Annotated in this window: 14 protein-coding genes; 2 read left to right on the forward strand and 12 right to left on the reverse strand. The window is 47.4% G+C overall.

The annotated features are described in order from the left end of the window. Positions 1–410: 410 nt before the first annotated feature. From CLFS41_RS09445 to CLFS41_RS09500, 12 genes are all read right to left on the reverse strand, one after another. A complete protein-coding gene (locus CLFS41_RS09445; RefSeq protein ID WP_045092127.1) occupies positions 411–1,253 on the reverse strand; it encodes a MerR family transcriptional regulator in 843 nt (280 codons plus the stop codon). A 215-nt stretch (positions 1,254–1,468) separates the two neighbouring features. Continuing rightward, positions 1,469–2,308 carry a MerR family transcriptional regulator gene (locus tag CLFS41_RS09450; RefSeq protein WP_242856813.1) on the reverse strand — a complete coding sequence of 280 codons (840 nt, stop codon included), beginning with the start codon at positions 2,306–2,308 and terminating at the stop codon, positions 1,469–1,471. Positions 2,309–2,345: 37 nt separating this feature from the next. Next, complete coding sequence (locus tag CLFS41_RS09455) at positions 2,346–2,672, reverse strand: hypothetical protein (RefSeq protein WP_007859117.1); 327 nt, start codon at positions 2,670–2,672, stop codon at positions 2,346–2,348. A gap of 281 nt (positions 2,673–2,953) precedes the next feature. After that, positions 2,954–3,895 (reverse strand): transketolase C-terminal domain-containing protein, encoded by a 942-nt coding sequence (locus CLFS41_RS09460; RefSeq protein ID WP_045092129.1) that lies wholly within the window; start codon positions 3,893–3,895, stop codon positions 2,954–2,956. Beyond that, positions 3,892–4,722: a transketolase gene (locus CLFS41_RS09465; RefSeq protein ID WP_045092130.1), complete on the reverse strand. Its 831-nt coding sequence runs from the start codon at positions 4,720–4,722 to the stop codon at positions 3,892–3,894. Before CLFS41_RS09465 ends, CLFS41_RS09460 begins: the two co-directional genes overlap by 4 nt. Further along, a complete protein-coding gene (locus CLFS41_RS09470; protein WP_045092131.1) occupies positions 4,712–5,554 on the reverse strand; it encodes a sugar phosphate isomerase/epimerase family protein in 843 nt (280 codons plus the stop codon). Before CLFS41_RS09470 ends, CLFS41_RS09465 begins: the two co-directional genes overlap by 11 nt. Before the next feature lie 14 nt (positions 5,555–5,568). After that, positions 5,569–6,063 carry a ribose 5-phosphate isomerase B gene (gene rpiB / locus CLFS41_RS09475; RefSeq protein ID WP_045092132.1) on the reverse strand — a complete coding sequence of 165 codons (495 nt, stop codon included), beginning with the start codon at positions 6,061–6,063 and terminating at the stop codon, positions 5,569–5,571. 115 nt (positions 6,064–6,178) lie between these two features. Next, positions 6,179–7,183: a LacI family DNA-binding transcriptional regulator gene (locus tag CLFS41_RS09480; protein WP_045092133.1), complete on the reverse strand. Its 1,005-nt coding sequence runs from the start codon at positions 7,181–7,183 to the stop codon at positions 6,179–6,181. A 115-nt stretch (positions 7,184–7,298) separates the two neighbouring features. Continuing rightward, positions 7,299–8,603 (reverse strand): TRAP transporter large permease, encoded by a 1,305-nt coding sequence (locus CLFS41_RS09485; protein WP_242856814.1) that lies wholly within the window; start codon positions 8,601–8,603, stop codon positions 7,299–7,301. Beyond that, a complete protein-coding gene (locus tag CLFS41_RS09490; RefSeq protein ID WP_045092135.1) occupies positions 8,578–9,054 on the reverse strand; it encodes a TRAP transporter small permease in 477 nt (158 codons plus the stop codon). Before CLFS41_RS09490 ends, CLFS41_RS09485 begins: the two co-directional genes overlap by 26 nt. Positions 9,055–9,091: 37 nt before the next feature. After that, the gene (locus tag CLFS41_RS09495; protein ID WP_045092136.1) at positions 9,092–10,246 is read right to left on the reverse strand and encodes a TRAP transporter substrate-binding protein; all 1,155 of its coding nucleotides are present in this window, start codon (positions 10,244–10,246) and stop codon (positions 9,092–9,094) included. 359 nt (positions 10,247–10,605) lie between these two features. After that, on the reverse strand, positions 10,606–11,340 hold the full coding sequence (locus CLFS41_RS09500) for a LytTR family DNA-binding domain-containing protein (protein ID WP_007859119.1): 735 nt from the start codon (positions 11,338–11,340) through the stop codon (positions 10,606–10,608). A 215-nt stretch (positions 11,341–11,555) separates the two neighbouring features. Between CLFS41_RS09500 and CLFS41_RS09505 the strand changes: the two genes are divergently transcribed. Beyond that, positions 11,556–12,275, forward strand: coding sequence for a LytTR family DNA-binding domain-containing protein (locus CLFS41_RS09505; protein WP_200895089.1), 720 nt, complete (start codon positions 11,556–11,558; stop codon positions 12,273–12,275). Next, the coding region (locus tag CLFS41_RS09510) for a hypothetical protein (protein ID WP_200895090.1) at positions 12,272–12,722 on the forward strand (451 nt) is incomplete at its 3' end. The genes CLFS41_RS09505 and CLFS41_RS09510, both read left to right, overlap by 4 nt.

The raw sequence follows: 12,722 nt of genomic DNA on the forward strand, positions 1-12,722 counted from the left end.
CCGGTTATCATATTTTGTTTTAATGATTTTGTGTTCGGCCTTCACAAATTAGAAAACATCCCAAATCAGCAATATTACCAACTTTTTAAATACGCGTCATGTTTTTCTATGCATTTAGTATAGACCCTGCCCTTTAGTGGAATGTCAACCGTTTTTTTGAGATTTTTTTAACTATTTGCTGCTTTTTAATTTTGCAAAGAATTGGGTATTCTCGGAAAGCATTGAAATATAAGGGTTTTATGGAAGATTATTCCATCAAAACCGGCAAAAAAAGAAGCAGGTGACCAGGCACCTGCACGTCAGAATCCGACCATTCTCGTCTCTTTATTTTCATTCGGAAGGGGAAATCTCTGTATTCTCCCCCCGTATGTCCTGCATAAATCTTTCCCCTAAGGGGAAGCTTTTTGTCCTCAGTCACAGGGACCGCTGACAATGGGTACGATCACCTCTGTCACAAACTCCTCCGGATTCCTGGTGGTCCAGTAATCCACCACATAGCGCTCATAAGATTCCGGGCCGCATTTGTATCCCCTGGCAGCTGTCCAGTCCCGTATCTTCCCATAGGCATCCTCAATCTGTTCCAATGCGCCTAAATGGTAAACCGTGGCCGCCATGTTCCCGCCGAACACAGTCTGGTTCGTTCCCTCCATACATGGACGGATGGGCCTTTGCATGATCCTGGCGGACGTGCTGGTCCCATTCATCTTGTCCGTCCAGGAAGGGAACCGAAGGATCACCTCACCTGCGATCTCGTTGTTCACGCTCTCCAGATAGTTCACCCAGTCAATATTGATAATAGATTCCATGTAGTGGTAGGAAAACGGCTGGTCCATGTAACAATAATTAGCCGTGCTTATGTATTTCACCCCTACCTCCTGCACCTTGCTCCTGGAAACCAGCTGCGCTTCCTGGATCAGCTCATACCAGTCCTTGACCGCCACATAACTGTTGTGGATCTCCTGTTCCTGGATCCTCAGCTCATCGATCTTACTGATAAAATTCTGTTTGACAAAATAGTATGTGTTCCCCTCCACCAGGTCCTGCATTTCCTCCAGCTTAAATCCCATCTGCTTGTAATACTTCACAATGGGAACGGTCAAAAGGGTCTCCCTGTTATAATACCTGTACCCGTTCTCCTTACATATTACGTCCGGCGAAATAATTCCGATCTGGTCATAAAAGCGAAGGGCCTTTTTTGAAATGTTGCATATTTTGCTGACTTCCCCGATTGAATAAAGTTTTTCTTTTTGCATCTTCCCCGATCAAACCCCCTGTCAGTTTTTTAACATAATACTAGTATAAACCTTCCTGTTAGGTGGAATGTCAATATCCATTCCCGAATACCTCCGATTCCGGAAAATAAGGCAAAAAAGAACGGCCAGGCCCAAAAAAGGGGCCTTTCCCTTCTCTTTTTACCTGGTCGTTCCTGTTTCCTTCCCTTGTTACATTCCTGTAAAGGGGAAGGTTTTTATCCGGATCTTGGGGTCACCGGCACGATCACTTCTGTCACAAATTCACTGGAATTGCGGGTAGTCCAATAATCGATCACGTAGCGCTCAAAGCATCCCTGGTCACAGGCATATCCTCTCATATCCGCCCATTTTAAGATCTTCTCATACACTTGTCCCATATCCTCATAACCGCCCACATGATAAGCGCACGCCGCCATCCGGCCGCCCCACATGATCTGAGCCGGATCCTCCGGATCCGCCCATACCGCCTTCTGCATAATCCTTGCCCTGGTACAGATTCCTGACATCTTATGGGCGGCGGAAGAAAAATTCAGGATGACCGGTCCTGTTATCTTCTGTCCCGCCGCTTCCAGATAATTGGTCCAGCTGATATTGATAATGGATTCCATATACTGGTAATTAAAATCCTGATCCATATAGCAATAGGATGCGGGATCTATAAAACGCACGGAAACGTCCTGGATTTTGTGACGGATGACCAGTTCCGCTTCCTTTATCAGCTCATACCAGTCTTTGACCGCCGCCAGGCTGCCCTGGATCTCCCTTTCCATGTCCTTAAGTCCACTGATCTTGGAGTGGAAATTCTGCTGCAGGAACTGGTATGTATTTCCGCCCAGCATCTCCTGCATTTCCTCCAGCTTAAACCCCATCTGTTTATAATATTTCATCACGGGAACCAGAAGCAGGGTCTTCCTGCTGTAATAGCGGTAACCATTTTCCTCACTGATATGGTCAGGGGAAAGAAGGCCGATCTTATCATAGTAGCGCAAAGCCTTGGCGGAAATATTGCAAATCCCGGCCACCTCTCCTATGGTGTATAATTCCTTCTCCTTCAAGAAACCACCCATCCCTTCCCTGTGTTTAGAGTCCCTGTCACTTCATAAAAGGCCAGTATTTCTTGAGTAATATAAAGGTGATGAACGGAGGTATCCCATGCCTGACAACCGCTGCCAGCAGATTGACCTTTATCAGGACCGAGGACAGTATCAGAACGCCAAACAAAACTAGGATCAGATAAAATGTCAGACGTTTTCTTCCTATCATCAGCCAATAATAGAGGATCCCCGCCGCAATACAGGTCACCATGGAAAAATAATCCTTAAGCAGCGCACACCCAAGAATATTGATCGCAGCCACTGTGACCATTAAATAACACCAGAACTTGATTTCTTTTCCAAATTGAACATTTCCGTATTCCATAACAACCTCACTTGTATTTAATAGGGCTTACCTTCAGCGCACAAGGCATCTGAAGGGTGTGTACCCTTGCACACTGAGGGTATTATAGCACAATGGGGATGAATTAGCTATAGGAATGATCGGACCTTTACAGACCGGCGCTTAGTATGTATTTGAAATGATTTGTTGTGTGGAATCAGCCATTCACCATATGAATCGGATTCCCATCCAGAAATGCCTTCAGGTTATCCACCGCAACATCCATCAAATGCTGCCTGGTATCCAGCTTCCTGCTGCCGCTCCTATTTTTCCTTTTTCACCATAACTTCCCTGGCCCGCTCCGCAATATGATCCGCCCCGAATCCATACTTATCCATAAGTTGGTCCAGATCCCCCGACTCAGCAAAACCGGTGAGTCCCAGGATAAAGACAGGCACAGGATATTCACGGGATAATACCTCCGCCACCGCGCTGCCCAAACCGCCGTATATGGAATGCTCTTCCACGGTAAGGACCGCGCCTGTCTTTTTTGCGCAGGCTGTAAGCAGTTCCCGGTCAATGGGCTTCACCGTATGCATGTCCACGACCATTGCATGGATCCCCTCCTTTTCCAACAGCGCAGCAGCCTCCAGCACTCTGTGGACCACAATTCCAGTTGCCACCATAGTCACATCATCGCCCTTTCTCAGAACGATCCCTTTCCCGATTTCAAACTCCATGTCCTCACTGTAGATCACAGGAGCCGGTGCCCTGGACAGCCTGAGATAAGCAGGCCCGCTGTAATCAGCCAGGGCAAACACTGCTTTTTTTGTTTCCACTGCATCGGACACGGAGAGGACCGTCATTCCTGGGATTGCACGCATGGCTGCAATATCCGTAATAGCCTGATGGCTGGCCCCATCATATGAATCGGACAGCCCGCAGTATGTCCCGCATAGCCTCACACATAAATGATCATATGCAATCAGGGACTGGACCGGGTCAATGGCGCGGGAAGCCAAAAAAACAGCAAATGTATTCACATAGGGGGTAAACCCTTCCAGCGCTAGTCCGGCTGACATATTTACCATGTTCAGTTCGCTGATCCCCGTATTAAAATAACGGTCTGGAAATTCCCTGCCAAACAGAATGGATTTTGTAGAGCCGCCCACATCTGCCTCCATTGCAACGACTGTCTCATTTGCCCGGCCTAATTCCTGCAGTGCCTGTCCATAGGCATCGCGGATTGCTATTTTTTCTCTCACCTGACCACCCCTCCCAACTCTGCTTTTGCCTGCTGATACTCCGCATCACTGATTGCTTTCCCATGCCATGCGCTCTTTCCTTCCATAAAGGAAACACCTTTGCCTTTTATTGTTTCACACAGGATGATGGATGGACGCTTGTCTTCTGCCTTGGCTGATTCCACTGCTGCTTTGATTTCCAGGACATCATGTCCGTCACAGCGGATCACATTCCATCCAAAAGCATTCCATTTTTCCCCGATGTCACCCATGGGCATGATCTCATCATTGGTACCGTCCAGCTGCACTCCGTTGTGATCCAGAACCGCAATACAATGGGTGGTCCCGAACTTTGCGCCGGCCATTGCCGCTTCCCATACAGCTCCTTCTTGTATCTCCCCATCCCCCATGACCACATAAATATAGGAGTCGTTTCCCTTTAAACGCTCCCCCAGAGCCATACCAATGCCTGCACCCAGGCCCAGGCCCAGCGGCCCGGTGGAAAGTTCCACCCCCGGGGTCTTGTGGCGGCAGGGATGCCCCTGGAGATAGGAACCCACCTGTCTGAGATTCTTTAGATCCTCCTTTGGGAAATATCCCAATTCAGCCAGAATCAGATACAACATGGGAGCCGCATGTCCTTTGCTTAATATCAGACGGTCCCTTTTCTCCCAATCAGGGTCAGCAGGATCCTGTCTCATACTGTCAAAATACAGTACGGTGAGGATTTCCGTGCAGGACAGGGAACCGCCCGGATGCCCTGTCTGGATCATATGGAGCAGATCCATTAAATCATTCCTAAACTGTGAACATAATCGATCCAGTTCTGTTTTCCTCTCAGAATTCATATCTGTTTCCTTTCCTGTTATACTCAGCCACTTTAGGGCTTATAAAATCAATCGCCTTTCTGGCCATATCATCCGGGTCATCTCCCGGAAGCATTTCCATTGAAACCCATCCATTGTATCGGATTTTCTTAAGGGCAGACATGACCTGGTCAAAATCCAGATGTCCCAATCCGGGAGCCAGACGGTTGGAATCCGCAAAATGCACATAGCGGACCCATCTTCCATTTCGTATCAGGCTGTCATCCATTTTGTCATCCTCAATATTCATATGGAATACATCTGCATGAAGCCCGCAGTTATCCCTGTGAACCTTATCCAAAAGTGTGCTCCCCTGATCCAGGCTGTTTATAAAATTGATCTCATACCGGTTGACCGGTTCGACCAGTACTTCAACCTTTCTGGCCTTTGCATAGTCGCAGAGAGCCTGCATGGTATCCACAAACAGCTTCTCCGCCTCCTGCCTGGTCTGTCCCGGCCCCACAAATCCCCTGGTCCTTCCTGCATTTACAAGTCCTCCAAAGGTTCCTGCCAGATCGATCATTTCCTCAAAGACCTTGACAGTCCTTTTTCTCATCTCCGCGTCCGGATGTGTAAAATACAATCCCAGATCAGCGAATACCTGTCCGGTGGTAATACAGCTGACCTCCATGTGACAGTCTTTCAGCCAGCGCTTTAATGTTCCTTCCTCTATCTCATCCGCCCGCTTTAAGGCCAGCTCTACGCCGTCATATCCGTATTCCGAAGCTTTGCGTATGGATTCCTCAAATCCCCTCCACACCACAAAGGCCGACTCCCTGGCTCCTGCTCCCGCTATAGTTACTGCTGTTTTCACAAATAGCCTCCTTCTTATTTCCGTTCTCCGTGAAACAATTTTTCCTGTTGAGGAATTTCCTCACAGCACAATTTGCGCTCCGCTTCTGTGATCAGATCCAGGGAAATGTCATGGCGTCCTCCCTCATAGGACTCCCTGATCCAAGTTTCCAGGATATCCACTGCCTCGAACTCACCTGTTATTTTTCCTCCCAGACAGAGGACGTTGGAATCATTATGCCTCCTTGTCATTTTTGCCATATAGGTATCTGTACATAGAGAAGCCCTGATCCCCCTAAAGCGGTTGGCCATGATACTCATCCCGATTCCCGTGGAGCAGATTAAGATCCCCCTGTCCGCCCTGCCGTCAGCCACTGCTTCCGCCACATTGGCTGCATAATAAGGATATCTTACAATATCCGTGGAATCCGCCCCCACATCCACGCAGGCGACTCCCATTTCCTTTAGCCGTTCCATAAGGATCTGCTTTAACTCATATCCTCCATGGTCACTTCCTATATATATGATCATTTTCAACTCCCTTTCCTATGCTCTCTGACTTCTCAAGTTTATCATTCGCATTTATGAATCGTTTCATTTTTTATGTAAAGAACTGGAGGCATATCACTGCCTCCTCTTCTTGTACCTATTCCGGCGCCATTGCCACACTTTTTCTCACCACCAGACTGGTATCCATACATATCTGCGTATCCCGGATCTCTGACTTTCCCAGCCCCTGCATTAACATGCGGACCGCTTCCAGTCCTACCTGGTATTTAGGCTGATGGATGGTGGTCAATGCCGGACTGCACAAATTACTCATCTCAATATCATCATACCCCACAACGGAAAGTTCCCCGGGCACATGGATCCCGCTCTCGGTTGCTGCCTTGATCACGCCCATGGCCATAATATCATTTGCGGCAAAGATGGCTGTGGGCGGATGATCCAATGCCAGCAGCTGAATGGCTGCCTCATATCCGCTGTGCCAGCTGTAATCCCCAAACCGCACATACTCAGCCCTGTATTCGATCCCACGTTCCCTCAGGCTTCTTTTGTATGCATCCATTCGGCAGCGGCTGGAATAGGCATCCACCAGACCGCTGATAAACGCAATACGGTTATGTCCATATTCCTCCAGATGTTTCATACCCTGTATAATGCCGTCTGTATCATTGACGTTTACCATGGAAAATGGTGCCCCGGTCTCTCCCTCATAATCCACCAGCACCACCTCTGTCTGTGATTTCAACTGAACCAGCTCCTGTTCAGGCAGCCTGGTCTTAACCAATATGAGTCCGTCTGTCCCCCTGCTCAGCAATGCATTGATATACTGACGCTCCTTTTCCTCTTTTCTGTCGCTGTTACATAAAAACAAGGTACATCCCATTTCCCTGACCTCATCCTCCACCCCTCTGGCCAGCTCCGGGTAATAGGGGTTAACTATGGTGGGTATGATCAGGCCTATGTTCTTAGTGGCCTTTGTCCGCAGGGCACTGGCCGTCATATTATATTGAAATCCCAATTTTTCTATTGCCTGGTAAACTTTTTCCCGGCTCTCAGGCTTTACGCTTGCCTTGCCATTTAATACATTGGAAACCGTTCCAAGGGATACCCCTGCTGCACGCGCTACATCTTTTACAGTTGCCATTCCATATCCTCTCTTTTTATGGCGACCTAATGAATCGTTTCATAAAACATATTAGCACGTGCGGTTTACTTTGTCAATATCCTCCCCCGCCTGCACTGTCCCTTACTTTTCCTTGTCATGCCATTAAGAGGTTGGGTAAGAATGTGGACACTGCGGGCACAAAGGTCACGATCATAAGTGCAATAAACATCATGATATAAAATGGAATCATTGCCTTTGACAGCTGCCCCAGGGACCGGCCTGAAATAGCGCTTCCGATAAAGAGGGTGTTTCCAACCGGAGGGGTGATCACTCCAATTCCCAGATTCAGGATCAGCATAGCACAAAAATGTGCGGCGTCCATGCCAATGCTCTGGGTAATGGGGAGAAGGATGGGAGTGACGATCAATATAATGGCCGACATATCCATCACCATTCCGCACAGCAGCAGGAAGACATTGATCAACAGCAGGATAATGACGGGATTGTTGGTCAGGCCCGTCAGCCATTCCGTAAAAATACTGGCAATGTTCAGATAAGATACCAGCCAGCTGAAACAGCTGGAGGACCCGATCAAAAACATGATCATACAGGTTGTCTTTAAGGCTTTGGCCAGTATTTCCGGTATATCGCGGATTGTAATCTCCTTATAAAAGAAGATGCCCACAATAAACGCATAAACCACAGCTGCGGCAGCCGCCTCTGTTGCCGTAAACAGGCCGCCAAGCACTCCGATTACCACGATAAGCACGGTACACAGGCCAGGAAGGGCTTTAAACAGACTGGAAGCCGCATGTGCCGGATTAAATCTGTCACCTTTGGGATAATTACGTTTTACAGAAATTATGTAGCTGTAAATTGCCAATACACCTGCCAGGACAAGACCCGGCACCACGCCGGCCATGAACACGCGACCTACAGACACACCGCCTGCCGCAAGGGCAAACAGGATCATATTGTGGCTGGGTGGGATCAGCATGCCCTCCACGGAGCTTGCCATGGTCACACAGGTGGAAAAGTCCGTGTCATATCCGTCCTTTTCCATAAGGGGTATCATCATTGCCCCAACCGATGCAGTGTCCGCCGCAGAGGAGCCTGAGATTGAACCAAAGAACAGGCTGGCAACAATATTTACCTGAGCCAGGCTTCCGCGGATCCACCCAACCAGCGAATTGGACAGATCCACCAGCCGGTTGGTGATACCTCCCCTTGTCATCACCTCCCCTGCAAGGATAAACAGGGGCACTGCCATCAAAGTATAGACATTCAGGCCTTTGATCACCTGCATAGCCATTGTCTGCAGCGGAAACCCCAGGTATGCGCAGGTAATAAATGATGAAATCAGAACAGAGATTCCAATCTGCACTCCAATGATAATAAGAAAAAAGAACACTGCAAGGAGTAAAAATACTGCATTAGGATTTGCTGCCAATGATTTCACCTACCCTTCCAATTGCCGCAATGATCATACAGCCCACTGCGACCGGTTCCGATACATATAAATATTTCATAGGGATACCTGAGCCGGTCAGTTTCGTGCTGCCGGTCAGGTTTGTCAATGCAATGGCGTATTTTAAAAACCACAGCAGAAATATGAACACGATCACATGGACGATCAGTTCCAACCCTTTCATCACTTTAGGAGGCAGGAATGAGTTCCAAAACTGGATCCTTATATGCCTGTTTTCCTTTAACGCAACCGCCGCTCCCAGAAGACTGAACCAGATCATGCAGAATAGGCTTATCTCATCCGTCCACCTGGGTGAATTGTTTATCACATGCCGCATAAACACGCCGTATGCCAGAATAAGGACCATGGCTCCCTGGAACAGAACACATATAATTTCAATACCCTGAAAAAACATATCATAATATTTTCTGATTGTTTTCACCTTCTCACCCTCTCATACATTTTTCCCGAAAGGAAACTTATTTGTTAAGCCACTGTCCCCGTATCTCAGCCACAACATCCTCATAGCCGGTGCTGAATTTATCTACCACAGGCTGGGTTGCTTCGATCCACCGATCCATGTCTTCGATATCACAGAAGGTCACTCCTGCTGCTTCCATATCAGCCACCTCTTTTTCGATCAGGCCTTCGGACTGATCGATATAATACTGGGACGCTTTATTCCAGCATTCCGCCACGATCTGTTGATCCTCCGGAGAAAGCTTATTCCAAGTCACCTCAGAGAACACCATGGGGCATACCAGATACATACCATCATTGTTAATAAAATACTTACAAACCTCATTCATCTTATTGGAAACAAAACTGTCCAGGGTATTGGCAGCTGCATCGATCACACCTGTGGAAAGAGATGTATAAACCTCACTCCATGGCATTGGAGTCGGATTCATCCCCAGGGATGATTTATATTCCATGAACACATCGCCTTCAAGGCTTCTGATCTTGATCCCTTTTAAATCCTCAAGCTTATAAACAGGCTTGTCAGCCGTGAAAAAGCAGCGGGGCATATCCACCAGATAACCTACTCCTACCATTCCGATCCCTGCGTTGTCAATGTCCTTAAGCCACTGTTCGCCAATGTCAGAGCTCATTACCTCAAATGCCTGCTCCTGGGAGCCGAACAAGTAGGGAAGCCCCGGGATCTTCATACTCTCAACGCCCCAGTCATACAGAACTGCCGCATCACACCGGTACATATCCAGGGAACCCAACTGTACCTGCTGCATGCACGTAGTTCCGTCTCCCAACATGGCAGAAGGATAATACTTAAGTGCAATCCTGCCGCCGGAAGCCTCGGCCAGATATTCCCCAAACTTTTTCTCGGCCTGTCCAATAAGGGAAGACTCCGGCTGACTGTCACACAGGGAAATCTGAATCTCAGCATTGCCGGCATCCCCGATTATTTCACCGCCCTGCTGTGAAGAATTCTTTGTGTCTTCTGTGGACTTGCCGGCATCACCTGTGCCCTGTGCCTCCGTCTGGCCGGCAGTATCTGCCGCAGCAGCAGCCGGACCGGCCGCTGCTGTGGTCTGGGTGCTTGACTGAACGCCGCAGCCTGCAAGAATTGAAACCGTCAATGCGCCTGCTAATAATAAAGATGCTTTTCTTTTCATGGTATTCTCTCCTTTAATGTTCTTTTCTGTACATCTGGAAACGTATGATACTGTTGGCAGGTTTTCTTTATTTCCGATGAGTTGTGATATGCGCCCTACCACCATCTAGAACAAATATCCCGCCCAATAATGAATCGTTTCATTTTTACTTTAAAAAATTTTGGAGATATTATCGTTTTATCTCCATATCCGCCTTTATGTGAATGAATCGTTTCATTTATATGTATATTATCACAAAAAAAAGCAGCTGTCAATCCCTTATCAAGGAATATTCAACAAAAACACATGGACAATACATGGATATCCAAAAGATACCCATGTATATTTGCCCCCTCCCCTGCCCAAATAAAAGCCAGGCTTTACATATCATCCCATCCCCGCTCCAGCACATAAGCAAAATACTTCTCCCTGATCCGTTTCCGTTCCCGGACCTTGATGGGGATTCTGTCACCGTTTTCCATTGTGAAATCCGTATCCGCGCGGGTAATATAATCCATGTTTACAATATAACTTTGATTACACTTTAAAAACCTTGGCTGGGTCAGTTCTGCCTGGACCTCATCCAGCTTTTTGCGAATAGTATGCTCCACCCCCTTGGCGCATACAATCCTCAGATTCATCCTCCGGCTTTCAATATACATGATATCGTCATAGGAAATCCGTCTGCTGGAACTCCCATTTACCATCAGAAGGCTCTTTTTGTTCTTTGGATATCGGTATTCCATAAAACGGTTCAGGACATTTTCCACTTTATCCCGCACAATGGGCTTGAGCAGGTAACCATCTGCCCATACATCATAGCTTTCTATGGCGTAATCCGGACTGGAGGACATAAATATCACAGCAACATTCCTGTCATGTTTGCGCAGCCTGCGTATGATCTCCATTCCGCTTAACCTCTGCAGATAAATATCCATAAAAATAAGGTCATATCCCGGATACTGATCCTCGCTTTCATATTGTTCGATCAGGTCTTCCCCCTGCTCAAAATATGCAATCTGTAAAGGTTCTCCCCGTTTTTTCATCTTTTGTACCAATATTCCTCCGACCTGCTCTCTCTCTGATTTCTCATCATCACAAATTGCAATCAACATAAGTATTCCCCTCCTCCAATGAATGTCCTGGAATCAGCAAGTCTGAAATCCATATATTACCAAATATAACATGATCATAGATGAAGCCGGGCTTTTCCGTAAGTCCTCCGGGACAAACAGATGCAAAACGGGACAATTGGTCATTGAAAATCTTGCATCTCCCCATGTTCTGTGCTTAAATAAATATACTATGACAATTTGTAAGGGGGATTTTTGTGAAAATAGCAATTTGTGACGATGATGAGTCCATACGAGTCCAGCTTCGTCAGTTTATCCAGCAATATGCCGTTGATAACGCTCTTGATTACACAATTCTGGAATTTAGTCAGTCCACGCTGCTTTTAGACACTGCACGTCAGGACCCTGATATCCGAATCATGTTTTTAGATATCTACATGTCACCTCTTTCCGGCATGGATCTGGCTGAAACAATCCGTGCAGAAGGAAATGGCTGTGCCATTATTTTCGTCACCATCAGCAGGGACCATTATTCCAGAAGCTATGAGGTGGATGCGGAACATTATCTGGTAAAACCAGTTACATATGAACAGGTTGAAAAAGCGCTCAAACGGTGCGAACGGCTGCTGATATCTGCTGCCAGATGCGCCTTTTTCTTTTCCAACGGGCATGAAATAAAAGTGCCTTTGAGAAACATACGGTTTGTTGAAGTATTCCGAAACCAGACCATCATTCACGCGTCCGCTGACATTGTTCTGCGCTGTCCGCTGGAGAATGTTATGGGGCAGCTTTCAGACTCCCGTTTTCTGAGGACACACCGCAGTTTTATTTTAAATATGGATTTTATCGCCTCAAAGGATGGAAATGACATCCTGTTAATAACCGGTGAGAAAATCCCGTTAAGCCGCACCCGGGAAAAAATTTTCGATAAAGAATATGGACAGTACCTGACTGCATCCATGGCAGGTGATGAATGATGAAAAAACAAATGATCATGCTGCGCTCTGCCATTGCCCTTTCCATCATTGCTCTGGCAACAGGCAGTACATCCCTCTACTCCCTGGCCGCTGCCCAGCCCGTTCCGCCACCTTATGCCTATCAGTGCTCCGGTGAGAATGGGGATTCCAGCAACAAAGGCTCTGTCTCATCCGGGGAAATTGGATCTTATGCAGCAAAAGATGATGCAAAAGATCACAGGGGCCGTATGGAGGATTCGTCTGAAAAGGCTGAAAGTGATGGGGATGGTTCCTCTGATGGCGGTGAAGAGGATTCCTCTAACCAGTCCAATGGCAATGAAGATGATTCCTCCGACCTGCCTGACGGCAATGAAGATAATTCCTCTGACCTGCCCGATGGCGGTGAAGATGATTCCTATAACCCGCCTGACGGCAATGAAGATGATTCCTCTGGCCTGCCCGATGGCG

The organism is Clostridium sp. FS41 (assembly GCF_000954015.1).
In the GTDB taxonomy this organism is placed as follows: domain Bacteria; phylum Bacillota; class Clostridia; order Lachnospirales; family Lachnospiraceae; genus Enterocloster; species Enterocloster citroniae.